Source organism: Pseudarthrobacter sulfonivorans, from assembly GCF_024391045.1.
GTDB lineage: Bacteria > Actinomycetota > Actinomycetes > Actinomycetales > Micrococcaceae > Arthrobacter > Arthrobacter sulfonivorans_B.
On the sequence record NZ_JANFCZ010000021.1, the window covers coordinates 59,549 to 80,729 of the forward strand.

The 21,181-nt window shown below is 67.6% G+C and carries 19 protein-coding genes; 8 read left to right on the forward strand and 11 right to left on the reverse strand.

The annotated features are described in order from the left end of the window. The first annotated feature begins 70 nt into the window (after positions 1-70). From NQJ30_RS14055 to NQJ30_RS14065, 3 genes are all read left to right on the forward strand, one after another. Positions 71-2,851 carry a LuxR C-terminal-related transcriptional regulator gene (locus NQJ30_RS14055; protein WP_255770575.1) on the forward strand — a complete coding sequence of 927 codons (2,781 nt, stop codon included), beginning with the start codon at positions 71-73 and terminating at the stop codon, positions 2,849-2,851. Between the two features lie 134 nt (positions 2,852-2,985). After that, entirely contained in the window at positions 2,986-3,660 is a 675-nt protein-coding gene (locus NQJ30_RS14060) for a hypothetical protein (RefSeq protein ID WP_255770576.1), read from the forward strand. Further along, positions 3,657-3,881, forward strand: a complete 225-nt coding sequence (locus NQJ30_RS14065; RefSeq protein ID WP_255770577.1) for a hypothetical protein — start codon at positions 3,657-3,659, stop codon at positions 3,879-3,881. Before NQJ30_RS14060 ends, NQJ30_RS14065 begins: the two co-directional genes overlap by 4 nt. 82 nt (positions 3,882-3,963) lie before the next feature. Here NQJ30_RS14065 and NQJ30_RS14070 read toward each other — a convergent pair whose 3' ends face one another. Continuing rightward, positions 3,964-4,242: a hypothetical protein gene (locus NQJ30_RS14070; RefSeq protein ID WP_255770578.1), complete on the reverse strand. Its 279-nt coding sequence runs from the start codon at positions 4,240-4,242 to the stop codon at positions 3,964-3,966. 135 nt (positions 4,243-4,377) lie between these two features. Here NQJ30_RS14070 and NQJ30_RS14075 point away from each other — a divergent pair, with 135 nt between their 5' ends. From NQJ30_RS14075 to NQJ30_RS14085, 3 genes are all read left to right on the forward strand, one after another. Further along, positions 4,378-5,538, forward strand: a complete 1,161-nt coding sequence (locus NQJ30_RS14075) for an acetate kinase (RefSeq protein WP_255770579.1) — start codon at positions 4,378-4,380, stop codon at positions 5,536-5,538. Between the two features lie 7 nt (positions 5,539-5,545). Continuing rightward, entirely contained in the window at positions 5,546-6,118 is a 573-nt protein-coding gene (locus NQJ30_RS14080) for a GNAT family N-acetyltransferase (protein WP_255770580.1), read from the forward strand. Between the two features lie 167 nt (positions 6,119-6,285). Further along, the gene (locus tag NQJ30_RS14085) at positions 6,286-7,470 is read left to right on the forward strand and encodes a metallophosphoesterase family protein (RefSeq protein WP_255770581.1); all 1,185 of its coding nucleotides are present in this window, start codon (positions 6,286-6,288) and stop codon (positions 7,468-7,470) included. A gap of 2 nt (positions 7,471-7,472) precedes the next feature. Here NQJ30_RS14085 and NQJ30_RS14090 read toward each other — a convergent pair whose 3' ends face one another. From NQJ30_RS14090 to NQJ30_RS14125, 8 genes are all read right to left on the reverse strand, one after another. After that, positions 7,473-7,841 (reverse strand): hypothetical protein, encoded by a 369-nt coding sequence (locus NQJ30_RS14090; RefSeq protein ID WP_255770582.1) that lies wholly within the window; start codon positions 7,839-7,841, stop codon positions 7,473-7,475. Between the two features lie 13 nt (positions 7,842-7,854). Then, a complete protein-coding gene (locus NQJ30_RS14095) occupies positions 7,855-9,831 on the reverse strand; it encodes an amino acid transporter (protein ID WP_255770583.1) in 1,977 nt (658 codons plus the stop codon). Between the two features lie 102 nt (positions 9,832-9,933). Continuing rightward, on the reverse strand, positions 9,934-10,617 hold the full coding sequence (locus tag NQJ30_RS14100) for a response regulator (RefSeq protein WP_255770584.1): 684 nt from the start codon (positions 10,615-10,617) through the stop codon (positions 9,934-9,936). After that, entirely contained in the window at positions 10,614-12,218 is a 1,605-nt protein-coding gene (locus NQJ30_RS14105; protein ID WP_255770585.1) for a DUF4118 domain-containing protein, read from the reverse strand. The genes NQJ30_RS14100 and NQJ30_RS14105 overlap by 4 nt, the downstream gene beginning before the upstream one ends. A 12-nt stretch (positions 12,219-12,230) precedes the next feature. Then, the gene (locus tag NQJ30_RS14110; protein WP_255770586.1) at positions 12,231-13,001 is read right to left on the reverse strand and encodes a hypothetical protein; all 771 of its coding nucleotides are present in this window, start codon (positions 12,999-13,001) and stop codon (positions 12,231-12,233) included. Positions 13,002-13,123: 122 nt separating this feature from the next. Further along, the gene (locus NQJ30_RS14115; protein ID WP_255770594.1) at positions 13,124-15,394 is read right to left on the reverse strand and encodes a S9 family peptidase; all 2,271 of its coding nucleotides are present in this window, start codon (positions 15,392-15,394) and stop codon (positions 13,124-13,126) included. A 415-nt stretch (positions 15,395-15,809) separates the two neighbouring features. Then, positions 15,810-16,775, reverse strand: coding sequence for an NAD(P)H-hydrate dehydratase (locus NQJ30_RS14120; protein ID WP_255770587.1), 966 nt, complete (start codon positions 16,773-16,775; stop codon positions 15,810-15,812). Next, entirely contained in the window at positions 16,759-17,550 is a 792-nt protein-coding gene (locus tag NQJ30_RS14125; protein WP_255770588.1) for a histidine phosphatase family protein, read from the reverse strand. Before NQJ30_RS14125 ends, NQJ30_RS14120 begins: the two co-directional genes overlap by 17 nt. 199 nt (positions 17,551-17,749) lie before the next feature. Between NQJ30_RS14125 and NQJ30_RS14130 the strand changes: the two genes are divergently transcribed. Together NQJ30_RS14130 and NQJ30_RS14135 are read left to right on the forward strand one after the other, a co-directional pair. Then, positions 17,750-18,127 carry a hypothetical protein gene (locus NQJ30_RS14130; RefSeq protein WP_255770589.1) on the forward strand — a complete coding sequence of 126 codons (378 nt, stop codon included), beginning with the start codon at positions 17,750-17,752 and terminating at the stop codon, positions 18,125-18,127. A gap of 165 nt (positions 18,128-18,292) precedes the next feature. Then, positions 18,293-18,490 (forward strand): hypothetical protein, encoded by a 198-nt coding sequence (locus NQJ30_RS14135; RefSeq protein ID WP_255770590.1) that lies wholly within the window; start codon positions 18,293-18,295, stop codon positions 18,488-18,490. A gap of 44 nt (positions 18,491-18,534) precedes the next feature. On the opposite strand, the gene NQJ30_RS14140 is transcribed toward NQJ30_RS14135, so the two are convergent. Together NQJ30_RS14140 and NQJ30_RS14145 are read right to left on the reverse strand one after the other, a co-directional pair. Further along, positions 18,535-20,214 carry an alkaline phosphatase D family protein gene (locus NQJ30_RS14140; RefSeq protein WP_255770591.1) on the reverse strand — a complete coding sequence of 560 codons (1,680 nt, stop codon included), beginning with the start codon at positions 20,212-20,214 and terminating at the stop codon, positions 18,535-18,537. A 170-nt stretch (positions 20,215-20,384) separates the two neighbouring features. Beyond that, on the reverse strand, positions 20,385-21,181 hold a 797-nt coding region (locus NQJ30_RS14145; protein WP_255770592.1), incomplete at its 5' end, for an LCP family protein.

The following is a 21,181-nucleotide window of genomic DNA, read 5'->3' on the forward strand; positions in this document are numbered from 1 at the left end:
CGTCCGACGGCGGCACCTGGCATTGGTCAAAACGTGCGGTGCCGCCGTCGCCTAGGTTGAACGGGACCGGATGAAGCGATCGTTGGTTGCCACGAAGCTTTATGTTCCCGCGCCGCGCCGGGGGTTTGTGGCACGCCCGCGGCTGCGGGAGAAGCTGCGGCTCGGCGCGGAGTGCGGGCTGACGCTTGTTTCCGCGCCCGCGGGGTTTGGGAAGACCGCGCTCCTTGCGGACTGGTTGGCCGGCGAGGACCGCCGGGTTGCGTGGCTTTCCCTGGATCCGGCGGACAGTGAGCCCGCCTCCTTCTGGAGTTACGTCGTCGCGTCTTTGCAGGGCGTACTGCCGGGCGTCGGTGCGGGGGCGCTGGAGCTCCTCGGGTCCTCGCCGTCGGCCACGGAGCTCATTCTCGCCTCCCTGGTGAACGACCTGGCGGCCGTGACGCAGGACGTTTGGTTGGTGCTGGACGACTATCACGCCGTGGACAGCCAGGCGCTGCGTCCCGGCATGACCTACTTCGTGGAACACCTTCCGCCGCACGTGCACGTGGTGCTGAGCACCCGGTCGGATCCCGATCTGCCGCTGTCGCGGTGGCGGGTGCGGGGCGATCTGGCGGAAATCCGCGCCGCCGACCTGAGGTTCACCCCGGACGAGACCGCGGCATTTTTCAACGATGTGGAGGGGCTGGGCCTGGCAGCCGGGCAGGTGTCCACCTTGGAACAACGCACCGAGGGATGGATTGCCGCGCTCCAGCTGGCCGCGCTGTCGCTCCGGGACCGTGACGACACTGCCGGATTCATCGAGCGCTTCGCCGGGAACGACCGGTACATCGTGGACTACCTCGTGGAGGAGGTCCTGGAGCATCAGCCGGCTGCCGTGCGCAGTTTCCTCCTCGACACGGCGGTTTTGTCCAGGCACACCGGCCCGCTCTGCGACGCCGTGACCGGCCGGGACGACGGGTCCGCCATGCTGGTGTCGCTCGAACGCGCCAACCTTTTTGTCATCCCGCTGGACGGCCGGCGCGAGTGGTACCGCTACCACCATCTATTCGCCGACGTGCTGCGCGGACGGCTGCTCAGCGAGGAGCCCGGCCGGATTCCCCTGCTCCATCAGCGGGCCAGCGTCTGGTTCGAGTCGCAGGGACATGCTGAAGACGCGGTCCGGCACGCGCTCGCCGGCCGTGACTTTGACCGGGCTGCGCAGCTGGTGGAATTGGCCGTGCCGGTGCTGCGGCGCAACCGCCAGGATGCTGTGCTGTTCGGCTGGCTCAAGGAACTGCCGGATGCCGCCATCCGCAGGAACCCGGTGCTCAGTGTGTTCTATGGCGGAATGCTCATGGTTACCGGCGATCTCGCGGGGGCGCAGCAGCGGCTTGACGACGCCGACCGTGCGCTGGCGGAAGCTGCACCTGCCGCAGGGGAGTCCGGACCGGCGCACCCGGCAGCCAGCGAGGAGCTCGCGATGCTGCCGGCCACGATCGCCACGTACCGGGCGTCGCTCGCGCAGGCCGCGGGTGACGTGGCCGGCACCTCGGCGCACGCCCGGAACGCCTTGGCACTGGCGGGACCGCACCATCATCTTGCGCGGGGCGCTGCGGCCGCCTTTCTGGGGCTTGCCGCGTGGGCGGAAGGCGATGTGCGGCGTGCGCTGGAGACCTTCACCCAGGCCGTTGCGAGCCTGCACGCTGCCGGGAACCTGCTGGACGAGCTCAGCAGCACTGTCATCCTTTCGGACCTGTGGCAGGTGGCTGGCCGGCCCGGCGAAGCGCGGCGGCTGTGCCAAAATGCGCTGCAGCAGGCCGAAGCCCGCGGCGAAGCCATGGTGCGTGCGAGCGCCGAGCTGCACGTCGCCCTCAGTGAGCTCTGCCGTCAGTCCGGCGACCTTCGGGGTGCACTTGAGCACCTCGAGGCGGCCGCGCCCTTCGTCGACAAAGGTCCCATGACCGAAAGCCGCTACCGGTGGTTCGTCGCGAAGGGCCTGGTTGCCCAGGAGGAGGGTGACCCCGGCCAGACCATCAAGTACCTGGACCAGGCCGAGCAGCTTTTCCGGCCCGGCTTCTTCCCGGAGGTGCGCCCCATCCCGGCGATCAAGGCCAGGGTCCTGATACGCGAGGGTGACCTGGCCGGTGCAGCCACCTGGGCACGCGCGGCAGGGGTGATGGCCTCCGATGGCGCCGACTACCTGCACGAATACAGCCACCTCACCCTGGTCCGGCTCCTCATTGCGCAGCAGGACCGGCCGCATGCCGGCGCCGCCCAGGCTGCCCTTGACCTGCTGGACCGGTTGCTCGCGGAGGCGGCCGCGTCCGGCCGTACGGGCAGCGTGGTGGAAATCCGCATGCTGCAGGCCCTTGCGCTTGATGCTCTGGGCCATGACGCTCTCGGGCATGGCCGGCAGGCGCATGAGGCTCTTGCTGCTGCGCTCGCCGGCGCGGCCGAGCCGGACGAGTACGTGCGGCTGTTCCTGGACGAGGGGCCGCCCCTGCTTGATCTGCTGCGCGGCGTTGTCAGTCAGGCATCGAATGCTGCAACGCACGACGGCGGTGCTGCCGCCCACGCACGGCGTCTGCTCGCCCTGGGTGCGCCTGCGCAGCCGGTACCACCGAGGCCTGTACCTCCGCACTCGGTGCCGTCACGCCCGGGGGAGGAACCGCCGTCGGACGTTGACCCGCTGAGCGAGCGGGAACTGCAGGTCCTCAGGCTCCTCGACAGCGAGCTGAGCGGGCCGGAAATCGCCCGCGCCCTGTTCATTTCGCACAACACGTTGCGGACACACACTAAACACATCTTCACCAAGCTCGGCGTGAGCAGCCGCAGGGCGGCCGTACGCCGCGCCCGCGAGAGCGGCCTGCTGTAGGGGCCCGCTTCACCCTGCAAGGTTCACCCTGCCAGTCACATCATGGGGTGATGCCCGCTCACCCCTCCGCTCCCTACGTTGGAGTTAGCCGGCAGCGCCCCCGCTGCCGGAGACCATCATTCAGGGAGCCGGACATGTCCATCACCACCACCAAACTCACCCGCTGGGCAGGCCTGAGCGCCGCTGCCGCGGGCCTGCTGTTCATCGGCGTCCAGATCAACCATCCCCACCTGGACGCAGACTTCGCCGCCACCACGGAGTACACGGTCCGCCAAAGCCTGAAGATACTCATGGCCGGCCTGTCGCTGATCGGCATCACCGGCATGTACCTGCGGCAGGTGGCACAGGCGGGAGCGCTGGGGCTGATCGGATACCTCGTGTTCGGTGCGGGCTACCTCATCATGATGAGCATGGAGGTCATCGGTGCGGTTGTCCTGCCAACCGTCGCCCGCAGCGAACCCGGCTATGTCAACGACGTTTTCGCCACGGTGATGGGCGATCCCGTGGCCGGCGATATCGGCCTGATGTTCGGGCTGAACCTGGCCTCCGCCGTCACGTTCCTCGGCGGCGGACTCCTGTTTGGCATTGCCCTGTTCCGCGCGAAGGTGCTGGCCCGGTGGGCGGCGGCGCTGCTCGCCGTCGGAGCCGTGGCCACCCTGGCGCTCCCGCTGCTGCCGCAGGTCAACGACAGGCTGTTCGCGCTGCCCATCGGCGTGGCGTTGATCGGCCTGGGGTACTCGCTGTGGAGCGGCCTGCGGACACCGGCTGTGCAGGCCTCGGCCCCTGTCGATCAAGTGAGGGTCCAGTGACTGCCTCGCCGGAGCGGCCGGTGCCCGTCGAGTACGAGATCCGCGTCGGCGGGCACCTTGGCTCCCGCTGGTCGGCCTGGTTCGAGGACCTCACCCTGACCAGCGACGGCGACGGCACAACCCGGATGCGCGGCCATCTGCCGGATCAGGCCGCGCTCTACGGGGTGCTGACGAAGGTCCGCGACCTGGGGCTGGTCCTCATCTCGGTGGAAAGCCGGTAGGAAGCGAGATGGCACTTCGCGGCAATGTTTCCCGAAAACACTGCCGTGAAGTGCCATCTCGCGGAGGAGGGAAAAGCGGGCTTCAGCTGTTCTCAGGCTTGGCGACGCTTTCCGGGTCCTCCTGCTGGGCAGGCTCGTCGGACAGGCCCTCCGGGGTGAGGTCCAGGTTTTGCGGGTCCTCGGGCTGTTCCGCGGGGTCCCCGGTCTCGGCTGCTTTGGGCTTGCCGGTGTCATCGAGGGCCGGGTTGGCGCCCTCGACGCCGGTGGGGTCCTGTGTTCCGCCGGTGTTCGCTGAATCCGTTGTGCCGGAGCCAGTGGTGTCCGGGCTGGTGTTGTCGGGCTGAGTGGTGTCATTCGGCATGGAAGTCCCTCTCTGCGAAGTGCAACGTGTCCACCGACTCTATGCAGGCTGCCCGGCCGGTGCAATGGCAGGCGGCAAGCCCCCTGCCTGCATATAGTGGCAGTAACCGCCAAAGCAAGGCTCAGGAGGCCCCGCATGCTTGTGCTCGTCATCAATTCCGGCTCGTCCTCGCTCAAGTACCAGGTGCGCGATGTCGCCGCCGGCAGTGTGCTGACCGAGGGGCTGATCGAGAAGATCGGCATGGGCAACGGCGGTGACGGGGACGGCCAGATTGAGGGCCCACGGGATCACGCGGAAGCGCTGGAGCAGGTGGCCGCGGCCATCCATGAGGAGCTCGGCGACCTGGAACTGGGAGCCGTCGGTCACCGGGTGGTGCACGGCGGGGAGCGGTTCGCCGAGCCTGTGCTGATCGACAACGAGATCACCCGCGCCATCGAGCGGCTGAACCCGCTGGCACCGCTGCATAACCCCGCCAACGTCCTGGGCATCCGCGCCATCAGCAAGAAGTGGCCGGACCTGCCGCAGGTGGCCGTGTTCGATACCGCCTTCCACCGCACCCTGCCCGAGCACGCCTGGCGCTACGCGGTCCCGGACGAGCTCTATACGAACCACGGAATCCGCCGCTACGGCTTCCACGGCACCTCCCACGAGTACGTCACGCACCGCGCCGCCGCGCTGCTCGATCTGCCATTGGAAGAGTTCGACGGCGTCATCGCCCACCTCGGGAACGGCGCCTCCGTCACGGCGATCCATGGCGGCAAATCCGTGGACACGTCCATGGGCTTCACGCCGCTCGAAGGCCTGGTGATGGGCACCCGCTCGGGCGATCTGGACCCGTCCATCCTGGTGTTCCTGGGCCGTGCCGGCTGGACCCCCGAGGACCTCGACGCCATGCTCAACCGCGAGTCCGGGCTGAAGGGCCTCGCCGGGAACAATGACATGCGCTCGGTGGTGGAGGCGGCCCAAGCCGGTGACGCCCGCGCTGAAATGGCGCTGGCGGTGGCGTCCTATCGGCTGGCCAAGTACATCGGCGGCTACCACGTGGCGGTTGGCGGAGCGAAGGCCCTCGTGTTCACCGCGGGCATCGGCGAGAATTCGCACCAGTTCCGTGCGCTGGTGGCGGACAAACTGGGTGCGCTGGGGATAGAGCTCGACGCCGGCCTGAACAGTCAGCGGTCCAAGGAACCGCGCGTGATTTCCACACCTGAGTCGGCACTTCCTGTTTTGGTGGTGCCCACCGACGAGGAGCAGGCCATCGCGGAGGCGACTGCCGCCGTCGTACGTCCTGCCGGGTAAGCGGCGCATGCCGGACATCGCACTGCCCATCCACACCGACCGCCTGATCCTGCGCCGCTTCGAGGCCAGCGACCTGGACGCCTTCCACGCCTACCACTCGCTGGCGGAGACCGCGCGGTTCCTGCCCCGGGAAGCCAAGACCTATACCCAGTCCATGGAGTACGTCGGGAAATACGCCAACTTCACCTTCGAAAAGGAAGGCGACTGGCTGGCTTTGGCTGTCGAGGCTCAGGACTCGCCCGGGCTGCTCGGCGAGGTGGTGCTCAAGTGGCTGGAGGGGACCGGGCAGGCCGAAATCGGCTGGAGCCTGGCACCGGCGGCGCGGGGCAATGGGTATGCGGCCGAGGCCGCCGAAGCGCTGCTGCGGCTGGGCTTCGACGAACTGGGCTTCCATCGGATCGACGCCAAGCTGGATGCGCTCAACACAGCCTCCGCCGCTCTCTGCGAACGGCTGGGCATGCGCCTGGAATCGCGCCAAGTGGACAAATGGCGTTACAAGGGGGAGTGGGCCACGGAGCTGGTCTACGCGCTCCTCGAGGATGAGTGGCGCGCCCGGCACCGGCCGTCAACTAACGGATAAGGGAACCGACCCGGGGGACCTGCAGCCGCCGCGCCCATTCCTCGCCTATTTCCTGTACGTGCGCACTTTGCGTTCACTGCCAGTTCCGGGACCGGATGCTTGGCTCCTCTATCGTCGCGGCGGAAGGCGGCACTACTGTGGGGCCGCCACAGCGACGAGAGGCAACAGTGACTTCACGCATCAACCAACCCACACTCAGCAGGCGAGCGGCCCTCGCGGCGGCCGGAACGTTGGGCGCGCTGGGAATTACAGTGTCGGCTGCGGCCGCCAGCAAGGCTGCGCCGGGAGCGAAGGCGCCGAAGCCCTCCCTTGCCTTCCGCCCGGACGGCAAGTTCAAAGTGGTGCAGTTCAACGACACCCAGGACGACGAGCAGACGGACCGCCGCACCATCGAACTCATGGACCGGACCCTGGATGCCGAGAAGCCGGACTTCGTGGTGATCAACGGCGACGTCATCAATGGCGGATGCGACACAGAGCTTGAGGTCAAGCAGGCCCTCAACCAGGTGGTGAAACCCATGGAGAGCCGCCAGATTCCGTGGGCCGTGACCTTCGGCAACCACGACGAGGATTCAGCGCAGAAGACAGGGATGACCGAGGCCAAGATGCTTCAGTTCCTGCAGAGCTACGCCCACAACGTGAACGCCGACTCGGTGCCGGGACTGACAGGTACGTCCAACTCGCAGCTGCTGGTCCAGTCCTCACGGTCGAAGGAGCCGGCCTTCGGCCTCTGGCTCATCGACACCGGCCGGTACGCACCGGACGCCATCAACGGCCAGAACTTCGAAGGCTACCCGGACTGGGACTGGGTACGCATGGACCAGGTCACCTGGTACCGGAACCAGTCCATCGCCACGGAGCAGAAGTACGGAAAGAAGATCCCTTCCCTGATGTGGGGCCACATCGCCCTGCACGAGCACCGGAACATGTGGTTCGCCAGCATCGACTCGCGTACCGACGCCGACCACGCACGCGCCGTCGCCAAGCACAGCATCGTCGGCGAACGCAACGAGGACGAGTGCCCGGGTCCCTTCAACTCCGGCCTGTTCAACGCCTTCCTGGAGCGCGGGGACGTCCGCGGATACTTTGTGGGGCACGACCACGTCAACACCTACGTGGGTGACTACTACGGCGTGCAGCTTGGCTATGGTCCCGGGTCGGGATTCGGCGCCTACGGGCTGGACGGCGCAGAGCGGAACCGGCTGCGCGGCGCCCGCGTCTTCGAACTGGACGAGAACCAGCCCGGCATCTACAAGAACACCCGGCTCGTCTTCGCGAAGGACTTCGGCATCGACCTGACGGCGAATGACCAGCCGATCGTTCCGGTCCCGCTGGACGCGGCCCAGAGCTGACCTCAGCCCCGGCGGGGGATGCGGGCGGCAACGTCCGCGGCGTCCTCCAGGCTGACCGGTGAGTCCTGCCGGAAGGCGGCATCGGCGTCGACGTGGAGCACGTCGGCGGCGAGGACCCGCACGTGGACCAGTTCGTCGTGGACCGCGCTGCAGGCCAGGACATCCCCGCGGACCTGGCTCCGGCGGGCGTACACGCCCGGGGTTTCCTGGAAGATGACCCACCACGGGTCGCCGGCGGAGTCCACGAACACGATGCCGTCACGGGGCAGGTACGCGGCGCCGTCCACGCCGCGGCCCTGGAAACCCGCCACTTCCTCCGGCGGGGCGGCGAACCTGACCTCGCCGGCGCCGTCCACGTCATGCCAGCTCATCGGTGAACTCCGATCAGCCCACGTGCACCCAGGGGCGGTTGGTGACCTCGGGCACGGCCTCGCGCAGGACCTCGCGCGTGACGGGAGCGATCTCGCCCTCGCCGAGGAACAGGAACCGCAGGAGATTGGTCACCGGGTTCCCCTCCGTCCAGCGGAAGTAGATGTGGGGCATCAGCCCGGTCACGTCCCTGATGTGGATAAGGACCGAGGCGATGGTGTTCGGGACCACCGGGCCGTGGACTTCCAGGATCCGGTAGCCGTGCCGTTCCACGCCGTGGACCTGCAGTTCGGTCTCGAAATCCGAGGAGTCGTCCACGATGACTTCCAGGAACAGGGCCTGGTGGTTTAGCGGCAGATGGCTGACTTCGATCGCCGAGGTGAGTTTGTCTTCGTACGCCGCAGCACTGGTCCGGAGCGGCTCGTGCGAAATGATGGCAAGCGGACCCTCCACTACCTCGGACATGAACTCGAGAGCCTGCCGGTCCATGTGCACGTGGGTGGCGTGCAGTTCGAAGGAGCGGCGGACCCGGGACAGCAGGGAGATGATGATGATCCCGGCGATGAAGACGGCGGCGATCCGGATGCCTTCGGGGCGTTCGAAAATGTTCGCGACGGTGGTGTAAATGAACACCACCGCGATGATCCCGAAGGCAACGCTGCGTTTGCGCTGCCTGGCGCGCCTGGCCGAGAGGGTGACCGCGACGGCAGCCGAGGTCATCAGCACCAGCACGCCGGTGGCGTACGCGCCGCCCTGGGCATCGACGTCGGCCTTGAACAGGAAGGTGATGAGGAACCCGATCAGGGTGAACACCAGGACCAGGGGACGGACGGCCTTGGCCCAGGCCGGCGCCATGCCGTAGCGCGGCAGGTACCGGGGGACCAGGTTCAGCAGCCCCGCCATGGCGGACGCGCCCGCGAACCAGAGGATGGCGATGGTGCTGATGTCGTAGACGGTGCCGAAGCCGACGCCGAGGTATTCGTGCGCCAAGAAGGCCAGGGCCCGGCCGTTGGCCTGGCCGCCGGGCTGGAATTCCTGTTGCGGGATCAGCACCACGGTGATGAAGGAGGTGGTGACCAGGAACGCGCTCATGATCACCGCGGCCGTGGTCAGCAGCCGCCGGGTACCCTTGATCCGGCCCGCGGGGTTTTCCTCGGTGTCGGTCGCTGCGCCCCGGATTTGCGGCATGACCGCCACACCGGTTTCAAAGCCCGAAAGGCCGAGCGCCAGTTTCGGGAAGACGAGCAGCGCGATTCCGATCACCATGAACGGGTTGCCGTGTGAGGTGGTCAGCGCCTGCCACCAGTCGCCCACGGCAACGGTATGGGTGAACACCTCCGCCAGCGTCAGGACCACGACGACGGCGTTCAGTCCCAGATAGAGGACCACCAGGACCACTGCGACGCCGATCGCCTCCTTGAAGCCCCGGAGGAACACTGCCGCGAGCAGCGCCAGCAGGAACAGGGTGACGGCGATGTTCTGCCCCGCCAGCCAGCCGGGGGCGAGCGGGTTTTGGATCAGGTGGGCCGTCGCGTCGGCGGCCGACAGGGTCATGGTGATCATGAAGTCCGTCGCCGCGAAGCCGAGGAGGACCAGGACGAAGAGCTTGCCACCCCACCGGGGGAGGAGCCGTTCCAGCATGGCGATCGAGCCTTCGCCGCGGTGGCTTTCCCCGGCCACCCTCCGGTAGACCGGCAGCGCCCCGAGCAGCGTGACAAGAACCAGCACAATGGTGGCCAGCGGCGAGATGACGCCCGCCGCGAGGGCCGCGATCGCGGGCTGGTAGCCGAGGGTGGAGAAGTAGTCCACACCGGTCAGGCACATGACCTGCCACCAGGTGTGTTTCTTCTCGTGGGCGGTGGTGACGCCGCCGGGGCCCTGGTGGGTACCTTTGCTGTCCTGCAGGCCGAAAAGCAGCCAGTTACGCAGGGCAGTCCTGCCGTGCGGACGCGGGGCCGACGGGTCTGTCGGGGTCCTGCTCAACGTGGTCATGGAGTCCTTTCCGGGCCGTTAACGCGCGCCCGCGATCACACTCCGAAGCTAACACCGGCGGAAAATGCCGCCCCGTGAAAACTGAAATTATTGACGAATCATTTACGGCTCGAAGCGGTACCCCATGCCGGCCTCGGTGAGAAGGTGCCTGGGCCGTGCCGGGTCGGCCTCCAGTTTGCGGCGCAGCTGGCCCATGTAGACCCGCAGGTAGTGGGTTTCGTTGTCGTAGCCCGGGCCCCAGATTTTCGTCAGCATCTGCTGCTGCGTGATGAGCCGTCCCGGGTTGCGGACCAGCAGTTGCAGGATGGCCCATTCCCGGGGTGTAAGCCGTACCGGTGCTCCGTCCCGGGTCACCTTTTGGCTGGCCAGGTCCACCTGGATGTCCCCGACGTCGATGGTCCCGCCGTGTTCTGCTGCGTCGGAGGAACCGAGCCGGCGTTCGGCCACCCGCAGCCGCGCGAGCAGTTCGTCCAGCCCGAACGGCTTGGTCACGTAGTCATCGGCTCCCGCGTCGAGGGCACGGACCTTGTCCGCGGACCCGTGCCGGGCGGACAGCACGATGATCGGGGTGTTGCTGGACCGGCGGATCCTCTTGATGACGTCCACGCCGTTGATGTCCGGTAGTCCGAGGTCCAGCACGATGATGTCCGGGTGGCTGTTTTCGGCATGCAGGAGGGCTGCGGCCCCGTCCAGTGCTGTGAGGACCGTATAGCCCTCCGCATGCAGATTCACCTGCAGTGCGCGCAGGAGTTGGGGTTCATCGTCGACGACGAGCACTGTCCTCACCGTCCGCCGTCCTTCGTGGAGCGCTGGTCGTCGGGTCCTGTGGAGAGCGGGAGCCGGATGACCATGGTTAGGCCACCTCCGGGCGTAGGTTCGGCGGACAGTTGGCCGCCCATTGCCTCGGTGAAACCCTTGGCGACGGCCAGTCCCAGGCCAATTCCGAGGCCGTCGGGGGCGTCGTCGAGGCGCTGAAAGGGCTCGAACATGGTGATGACATTCGCGGCGGGAACTCCTTGGCCGTGGTCCACAATCCGCAGTTCCCCGCAGGGACGGCCGTTGACGGCGGCAATCGCCGATCCGCCGTCGGGGCCCACGATGGCCACGTCGGAGCCGGGCGCGTATTTCAAGGCGTTCTCCGCGATGTTGGCGATGACCCGCTCCAGCATTCCCAGGTCGGCGTCGATGAGGGGCAGGTTCGGGGCGAGCTCGATCCCGATGGCACCACCGGGCATTCCCCGCAGCGCGTCTTCGATGGCATCGCGCCAGGTCACGGGGGCGGTGAGCGGTGCCGCGGATCCGCTCGAAATCCGGGACATGTCCAGGAGGTTGCCCACCAGGGACTCCAAACGGTCTGAATAGGACTCGATGGTTTCGAGCATTTCGGCCCGGACCTCCTCCGGGAGCCGCTGGTTCTGGCGCCGCAGGGCCGTGACGGCAAGTTTGATTCCTGCCAGGGGTGTCCGCAGATCGTGGCTGACGGCGCGCAGGATGGATGTCCGGATGCTGTTGCCCTCAGCAAGCTTTGCCGTCTCGCTCAGCTTGAGCTGGAGCGACTGACGCTGGCGCAGCAGGAGCAGGTGGGATCCATAGGCAGTCAGCAGCCGCCGCTCGCCCGCCGTCAGATCCCTGCCGGAGACCACCAGCGCCGTCGTCGGGTCCGCAATTTCAACGGCGCCGTCAACGGGCTGGTCCGGCCCGGGGGACGGAGGCGGGGACTGGCCGGAATAGGCCTGAAGCGCCCAGCCCCCGCCGGTGGCCGTCTGCCCGGCATCAGCGCCCCGGGTCTCAGCGTCCCGGGTATCCGCGGGCCGGGTATCCGCGGGCCGGGTATACAGCCCCGCGGATTGGACTTGGAAGGTCTTCCGGACCTTGTTCAGAAAGGCCGCCACCGTGTCATCCTCGATCAGGGCATCCCGGGCCAGGCCCGCCAGGGTCGCTGCCTCGGATCGTGCACGGGCGGCCTCGCGGGCGCGCCGGGCCGAGAGCCCCACCAGCAGGGACACGGCAACGGCGGAGCCAAGGAAGACCAGCAGGGCGAAAATGTTCTGCGGATCCTTGACACTGAACGTGCCCACCGGATCCGTCTCGAAGTAGTTGAGCAGCAGGGAGTCCAATAGCGCAGCCACTACCGCCGGCCACAGCCCGCCGAGGAAAGCCACCGCCATCACGCCGGTCAGATGAACCAGCACATGCGTGGCCAGGTTCAGGTCCGGTGCAAGGGAAAGCACCAGCGTGGCGAGTGCCGGCAGGAGCACGGCGAGAATGAAACCGGCCGTGGTCCGGGCACGGCCGAGCGTCAGCGGGGCGGTTTTGGGCAGCGCAGTCAGAGAGGAGCCCGCCCCGGGCGCCGCGACCGGAAAGATGCGATGCGTTCCCTTTGCCACACTGACAGTCTGTCAGGTGATGGGGAACTTCCCGGTGCCGGTTTCCGTGGACGTTGTGCCGCCGTGCCCGGTGGCCTTCGGGTCGGCGTGGACGATGGCGATGATCTGCGCCTTGTACGCCTCCAGCCGGGCCTGGATACCGGAAAGCGGCACGTCCTCAAGGTTCTTGCCATACTCGTCGATTTCGTCCCACAGCGCTGACAGTTGCTCCATCGTGGCATCGCTCAGCCCGCAGCCCACGGTCAGAACCAGTTGGCTGGCCAGCGCATGCGTGTGGCATTCCACGCAGTTGTAGTTAACGGCAGCGGAGTGGTTCTCCGGAGCGATGACATCGGGTTGGTGCTCAACCAGTACCACCTGGAACCCCACCGCCACCGCCGTGCAGCCGGCGCAGTTGGCAAACGCGTACGCTTCGTTCCGCGTGGCGATGGGCTTGCCGTCGTCGGCCCAGACCAAATCGAACTCCGCGCTGTAGGTCAGCGAGTCATCGGTGGTGTTCACGGCCAGGGCCTGGTTGCCGTCCCCCTGAGGGGCGGCAGGCGGGTCGAAGGGGAACGCCCACCGCCGTGCCGGCCGTTCCCAGCCGGCAGGGACGATTCGCAGGGCCGCTTCGGTGCTGCCGGTTTTCCCGTCCGGACGGTACGTCCCGCCGTCGGGCCCCCACGCCCCCGTGAGCCCGGCAAGGAGGGCCGCTGTGGCCGCCAGGGCAACGGCACCGTGCCGCGCCTTCCCCCGGAATTCCCGCCAGAGTCCCGTCATCAGCTGCTGGGGAACCATGCTCACGTCACCTCACGTCCGGCGCGGGTTGATCTGCCCCCAGCGGACAGCACTGCATCAGACCATGGTAGGCCTGGCTGGCTTCCAAGTCACCGGTTGATCTCCGCCGGCCCCGCCAATGCGGGGGTCTATTTCAGGCCCGCCCCCGGGAGCAGTTCCGTGGCGCCGAGGGAGTCGGCGATGAACGCGTAATCCCATGCACGTTCGCGCCACTGGACGTACCGGCCCGAGGCGCCGCCGTGGCCGCCGTCCATCTCGATTTTCATCACGATGGGCTCGGTGCCGGTGGTCTTGTTCCGCAGTTCCTGGACCCACTTGGCGGGCTCCACGTAGAGCACTCGGGTGTCGTTGAAGGAGGTCACCGCGGCGATCTTGGGGTAGGCCACCTCCCGCACATTCTCGTACGGCGAGTAGGAATTCATGTAGGCGTACACCTCAGGGTCGGTGATGGGGTTGCCCCATTCCTCCCATTCGAGGGCGGACAGCGGGAGCTCGGGATCCAGGATGCTCGTCAGCGGGTCCACGAACGGAACCTGCGCCACTACCGCGGCGTACTTTTCCGGGGCCAGGTTGGCCACGGCACCCATCAGCAGCCCGCCGGCGGAGCCGCCCAGGGCCGCAATCCGGGCCGGGTCCACCCAGCCCGAGGCCGCCAGCCAGTCGGTGGCGGCCATGAAGTCCGTGAACGTGTTCTTCTTGGTGAGCTTCTTGCCGTCCTCGTACCAGTGGCGTCCCAGCTCGCCGCCGCCACGGATGTGCGCGATCACGAACACCACGCCGCGGTCCAGCAGGGACAGCCGCGCGATGCCGAATCCGGGGTCCATGCTCATCTCATAGGAGCCGTACCCGTACACCAGGCCCGCCGCCGTCGAATCCTGTTTGATGCTCTTGTGGCGCAGTACGGAGAGCGGGATCCGGGTGCCGTCCTCGGCGTCTGCCCATTCCCGGGTGGCCACGTAGTCGGCGGCGGAGTAGCCGCCCATCACCGGGCTTTCCTTGCGGAGCAGCAGCTCACCGGCGGGCTGTGCCGGGGTGGGCAGGACAAAGTCGTAGACGCGCGACGGCGTGAAGTAGGACGTGTAGCCCAGCCGGATCACCGGTGCCTCGTAGTCCGAGCCGCCGACGCCGGCCGTGTACAGCTCCTCGTCGAAGGCCGGCTCCACGGGTGCCTCCTGCGCCGGGGTTCCCAGCCCGGCGAGCCCCATCACCTGGACCCGCTCGATGGTGTCCTTGCGGACGGACACGATCAGGTGCGTGGAGGTGACGCCCGCACCGTTGACGCGGACGTCGTCGGAATGCCCGACGACGGTGCTCCAGTGCTGCTCGGCCAGCGGTTTGGTGAGCTCGGCCGGGTCAATGAGGGAGACCATGGAGTTGACGGCGTCGCGGTTGTGCGTGATGAGGATGCGCTCCGACTTTTCGCCGCCGGGGCCCTCGAGGAGGAAAGGTTCAGCCTCGTAAAGCACGCGCTCGTCGCGGGAAATCACGGTGGTCAGTGCCGCCGTCGGATCATCAAAACGCAGCAGCCGCGTCTCGCTGTACTCGGAGCAGCCGATGCCCAGCACGAGATGACGCCTGTCGGACGAGAGCTCAAAGCCCAGCCACATGGCGACGTCGTCCTCCTGGTAAATCACCTCGTCGTCGGTGACGGGGGTGCCCAGGACGTGGGACTTGACCTGGTAGGGGCGCCACGAATCGTCCACCACGGTATAGAAGATCCGCGTGCCGTCAGGGGAGAAGCTGACGCCGTAGAAGATGTTCTCGATGACGTCCGGCAGGAGTTCACCGGTGCGCAGGTCCTTGATGTGCAGGGTGAAGCGTTCATCGCCGGAGTTGTCCACGGCATAGGCGAAGAGGTTCCCGTCCACCGTCACGGCGGAGCCGCCCACGGAGAAGAACGGCTTGCCCTCGGCCTCCACGTTGCCGTCCAGCAGGACCTCCTCGCCCTGGATGTCGACGCCGGCCTCCACCGCCGGGGGAGTCCAGTCCGCCACGGGGTTCCCGGTGTCCTGCGCGCGGACGCGGCACTGGATGCCGTACTCCTTGCCCTCCACCGAGCGGCTGAAGTACCACCAGCCGTCCTTGCGGTTGGGGACAGACAAGTCTGTCTCCTGCGTGCGACCCTTGATTTCCTGGAAGATGGCCTCGCGCAGCGGCTCCTGGTGCGCGGTGACGGCCTCCTGATAAGCATTCTCGGCCTTCAGGTGCGCAACCACCTCGGCGGACTCCTTCTCGCGCAGCCACTCGTAGTTGTCCACGAAGGTATCCCCGTGGTGGGTCCGCTCGTGGGGGACCTTCTTGGCGACCGGCGGCGTGACGGAAGCAGCGGTGTTGGCCGGAACGGGGTTGGCCGGAAGGGGGGAAGGGTTGGCGGAATCCTGCAACGGCGTCTGGGTCATGCCTTCAATATAGATACCCCCGCTGACAAAGGGCACGCCCGTTCGCTACCGGGGTAGCGCCGCCCCTCCCACCCCCAGTTGCTCTATCACTTATGGTCCCCAAACCGGCGGAATGGCGACCAAATGTGATAGATCAACGGGGTGGCCCGGAACGGGAGCGTCCGGCGGGCTGGAAGTTACCGGCGGGGACCCCTTGAATGGTGGTCCTCCCGGTGCTAAAACGGCAGTACCGGGAGGATCCGGACGCGTTCTTTTTCATCTGCCTCTTAGGGCGAATAGCCGTTTGGGCACGCCACAGCGCCAGATAGCGCATCGGCAGTCTGCGGGTGACCCTCCCGATAAGGTGGCCTCCGGCCTCGCCGGGGGCCATCCCTATGAGCTGGTCCTACGAGCTGGTCCTACGAGCGGCGTGGATTCAGGAAGCCAGCTCCACCATCAGCGCCGGCAGTTCGTCGGTCAGTTCCCGGGCAAGGAACCCCAGAGGCCCCAGGCGGCTGGCGAGCCGGTCGGCGGCGGCTGCGTGGAGGTGTGTTCCCCAGCATGCTGCCTGGGCGTCGCTGGCTCCCCGGGCGCGAAGGCCCGCGATGGCACCGGCCAGGACGTCGCCGCTGCCGGACGTGCCCAGGCCGCCGTGGCCGGTGGTGATTTCCCAGAGGTCGGGACGTTCGGGAGCCGCGAGATCGGGTGGCCGGGCGATGAAGCCCTGGCAGCTGACCACCGCCTGGTACTGCCCGGCAATGTCGCGGATGGCGGATTCCAGGTGGTCCATCTCCCGGCCCAGCAGGATCTTCGCCTCGCGCGGATTCGGGGTGAGAATCAGCCGGCCATGCCACGGAGCCAGCGCGTCCTTCAGCCGGGGCAAACAACCCAGCGCGTACGCGTCCAGAATGATGGTTGCACCGCCGGTTCCGGAGCCCGCGCCGGTGCTGCCGCCGTCGTCGTCAATTTCCAACAGGGCCCTCAGCAGGTCTTCCGCGCGGTCCGCATCATCCAGCCCCGGCCCCACCAGAAGCGCGTCCGCGTTCTCAAGATTCCCCTGGATGGCGTCCAGCCCGGAGCCGCGAACGGAACCGTCCGGGGTTTCCGGAAGCCCTATGACGCCGGCCTCCGGGAAACCGACGGCCAGCTGCGGGGCAACAGATTCGGCGACGGCCAGGGTGAGCCTGCCGGCGCCGGCCCGGAGCGCAGCGATCCCCGCCAGCATGGCGGCGCCCGGCGTGGCCCGGGCGCCGCCGATCACCATCACCGCGCCGCGGGAGTATTTGTCCTCCCCGGCGGACGGCAGCGGCCAGCCGCGCAATAACGACGGCGTCACGGGAGTCGCCCGCGAACCGTCACCTGAGGCTCCGTGCAGCTCGAAACCGTCACCGGGGGTGGACATTGGCGTCCCCTCCGTGTTCGGTGACCTTGACGCCCTGGGCGGTGAGGTGATCGGCCACGTTGAAGCTTTCCAGCGTCCAGGGCCCCTGTCCTTCGGGGCGCACATAGCGGGTGATGGACGCGTTGAGAACCGGGGTGCTGGCGGCAAGGTCCAGGAGTTCGGCTTCGGTCATCCCCTCCAGGATGTACCGGATGAGCAGGATCAGGGCGTCATGGCAGACCAGCATCACCCGGTGTCCGCCGTCGCCGTTGTTCAGCTCGCCAAGGACGGAGCGCAGCCGCAGCACAACGTCGGCCCAGGACTCGCCGCCGGGCGGCCGGTAGTAGAACTTGCCCAGCCACCGCCGCCGCTCGGCTTCGTCCGGGTGCCAGCGGTCCACACCCTGGCTGGTGAGCATGTCCAGGATGCCGAGCTCACGGTCGCGGAGGCGCTCGTCGGTCCGGACCTTGACGGGCCAGCCCGCGATTTCCACGGCAATCTGCGCCGTCTGATGCGCCCGGGCATAGGGGGAGGACACCACAGCGTCCGGCCGCCGCTCCTCCGCGATCGAAGCCAGCGCCTTGCCGAGCGCGCGGGCCTGGTCCTGCCCGGTCGGGGAGAGGAGCACATCCGCATCACGGGCCGGCACATCGATCACATCGATACCGGCCCGGCTGGCCTGGGTGGCCGCCACGTTGCCTTCGCTCTCGCCATGCCGGACCAGAACGAGCTCCACCGCCCCGGCCTCCCGGACTGCCTGCGTCAGGCCGCTTCTTTCCAAGACCCACCACCCCATCGCCGTACGTTTTTTGCCGGTGCAGAACCGTACTTGGGGCGTACCCAATTTCGTGTCCGGATAACGCCCAATGTGGCTTGCCACAAAGCATCGGGCCACACTCTTGACAGGGCTTCATTACCGCGCAGTAATAGAAAGCACACTTTGTTAATTGGGGTCGATGATGAGAAACCTGATACCGAGAGGCACCCTCCGTAAGGTGCTGTTGCCGCCCACATTTGGGCTGCACACGACCGGGGCCGCAGACTTCACGGTGCTGTCCGTGGAGATCTGGAGTACGTGCCTAGTGGTCAACCTCCATGTCGAATCCGCTGCGGGCAAAGCCGTCCCGGAGATCGCCATCGAGGATCATTGGGGCACGGAATACACGCTCCGGGATTCAGCGAGTTTGGGCTCGCGGAACCTGCAGGTGTTCACCCCATCCGTGCCGCCCGGCACCAGGAGCCTGACCATTCGCTCCACCGAAGCCGCCCAGCCCCGTTTGGTGGTGACCTTCGCCGTTCCCGTAATGCACGACGCCAACCGCCTGGACCCGGAGTCCGGTTACCAACCGAACCACCTCCGCCGCCCCGCCTGAGTTGCACGCGCACCGCGCGAGTTGCGCCGCACCCGCGTGACCGCGAGAGCGTTGCCAAAAAGGGTGCAGGTACTGAGAGAGGGTCCCGGCCGTAGAGGGGAAGCGCGGGCGGGCGTATCCTGATCACGCAAAGGCGCATCCGCCCAGCGTGAGAGGGGAAGCTTAATGACCATCCCGCCAGTGCACGAACCCGAGCCGTTTCCGCCGGAGCCAGGGCCGGACCCGCTGACACCGGATCCCACGCAGCCCGGCCACCCGGGACCAGCCAGGCCCAGCCCCGTTCCGACGCCGGAACCGCCCGGCCCGCTGCCCATCCCGGATCCGGGGCCCACGCCCCTGCACCCGGACCCCACCCGGAGCTGATCACGACGGCCCACGGCTCACGCCGGGGGCCGTCTCTGTTCCCGCTACCGCTCCGGGGTCAGCACCTTCGAAAATACCGTCGTGCCGTTGGCGTCACGGAGGCTGGCAGTGAAAGTGTTGTCCTCACCCAGCTGGACGTGCCCGAAGAACTGGCTTTCGCCGTCGCGCGGGGACTGGTTCACGGTCCGTCCGGCCTTGGCGAACACCACTTCCGGCCCGAACGTGGCGTCCATGGCGTTGGGCCCGAACGAGCCGGCGGCGATGGGACCGGCCACAAACTCCCAGAACGGGTCGAAGTCCGTGAAGGCCGCGCGTTCGGGGGAGTAGTGGTGGGCGGCGCAGTAATGCACGTCGGCGGTCAGCCACACCACGTTCTTCACCCGGTTGCGCTTGAACGCGCTGAGGACGCCGGCGATCTCCAGTTCACGGCCCAGCGGTGCGCCGGGATCGCGGTTGGAGACGCTCTCCTCGTTCACCGGGCCGTCCGGGACCACGATGCCCAGCGGCAGGTCGGCCGCGATGACCTTCCAGGTCGCCTTGGACTTCGACACTTCGCTGATCAGCCAGTCCACCTGCTCCTGGCCCAGGATGGACGTGGCGTACGCTTCTTTCCCGTCCGTATTGGGGGACTTGAATGTGCGCATGTCCAGGCAGAAGATGTCCAGCTGCGGGCCGCGGGTGATTTTCCGGTAGATGCGCGCCGGCTGGTACTGTCCGCCGTCGTCGAACGTTCCCGGCCGCCACAGGGCCGAACTGTCCGCGATGGGCATGTTCTCCTGCCACGCCTGCCGGCCGCGGGCGGCGAGGGTGTTGACGTCGCGCACGGTGTAGCGGGCGTCGTCGATGATCTGTCCCGGGTACCAGTTGTTGTGGGTTTCGTGGTCGTCCCACTGGGCGATCACGGGGACGTCCGCGAACATGGCCCGCATGTTGGCGTCCAGCGAGTTGTAGCGGTGCCGGCCGCGGAATTCGGTGAGGGTTTCGGCCACTTTGGACACTTCTTCGGTGATCACGTTGCGCCAGACCTGGCCGTCCGGTTCCACCACAGAAGCGGCGATGGGGCCGTCGGCGTAAATGGTGTCGCCGGAGTGGATGAAGAAGTCGGGCCGGGTGTTGTGCATGGCCCGGTAGCCGCGCATCCCGCCGAGTTCCTCGTTGATGCCCCAGCCCTGGCCTGCGGTATCGCCGGTCCAGACGAAACTCTGGACGGACGACGGCGAGCCGTCGGCCTTGGTGCCGCCCTTGCCGTTGGTGCCGCTCTTGAAGGTCCCCATGTCCGGTGCGGTGCGGAAGGTGCCGTTGATTGTTTCGCCCGCGGCGCCGTCCTCGTCCTCGAAGCTGATTTCCAGGGCGAACCGGGTGTTGGCGGGCAGGTGGCCGGCATGGATCTTGGCGGTGAAGTCGGAGGCCTGGGTGGCGCAGGGACCACGGAGGGTCCGCTCAAAGGCGCCCCGCCCGCTCAATACGGCGCCGCCGTCGTCCACGGCCCGGAGGGTGGCCAGCATCCTGCCGGGACCCGAGGCGCGCGACCAGAGCACGGCGGAATCGGCGGTGACGTCGCCGGTGGCGATCCCGCTGGGGAGGGTGAGCCGGTTGCGGACCAGCGGAATGCCCGACGGCGCGGGGCTGGTAAGTGCGGCGGCCTGGGCTGCGGTGGGTGCGGCAGCCAGTGCGGCCGCGAGGACGGACCCCTTGACGATGGTGCGGCGTGAAAGTTCAGTCATGCCTCCACCGTTGCGCGTGGCCATGAACCGGCCGGCGCAGGGCAGTTAACGGCAGGGCGCGCCGGGGTGAACTTCTGGGCGGCTGCGCCCACCCGAGTTGCTCTATCACTTCCGGTCGCCAAACCGGGGGCGAAGCGACCAAATGTGATAGAGCAACCGGGGAAACCCGCCTACGGCACGGCGTACTGGCCGATCCTGCCCTCCCGCAGCGCGGCGGCCACGGCATTGATGCCGCCATAATCCGGGAACACCACGGACTGCCCGGCCACCATGCCCGTGCCGGCGGTGGGCAGCGTCATGGTGCCGATCGCGTTGACGTCGAGGTTGCGCAGGCTGTAGGCGAGGATGGCGGCCTGGACGGGGTCGAAGCCCTTGTCCACGGTGAGGCAGCACGCGGCGAACTGCACCACGGAGCGGACGGCCGTCACGTCGTTCAGCGCGCCGCCTGCCGTCAGCCTGGCCAGGAGCGCGCGCAGCATGATCCGCTGGTCCTGGACCCGCTGGAAGTCGCCGTCCGCGAAGGCGTAGCGCTCGCGGGTGAACTCCAGCGCGGCCTGGCCGTCGAGGTGGTTCATGCCTTGGGTGAACACGTGCTCAGTGTCGAACGTGGCCTGGAACGCGAACGGCACATTCACGTCGATTCCTCCCAGCCCGTCCGTGAGTGCCCGGAAACCGTTGAAGTCCAGCATCAGGGTGTGGTCAATGTGGGTTCCGAGCAGCGACTCCACCGTCCGTGTGGTCAGGTCGATGCCGCCGAGTTCCAGGCCGGCGTTGATCTTCGAGCCACCGTACCCGGGGATGTCCACCCACAGGTCGCGCATGATGGAGATGACATAGAGGGCGCGGCGGTCGGCGGGGACGTGGACCAGCATCAGTGCGTCGGAGCGGTGGTCCTGGGACTCGCCGGTGGCCGCGGTGTGGGCTGCCTGATCGCGGGCGTTGCCGCGGCTGTCACTGCCGATCACCA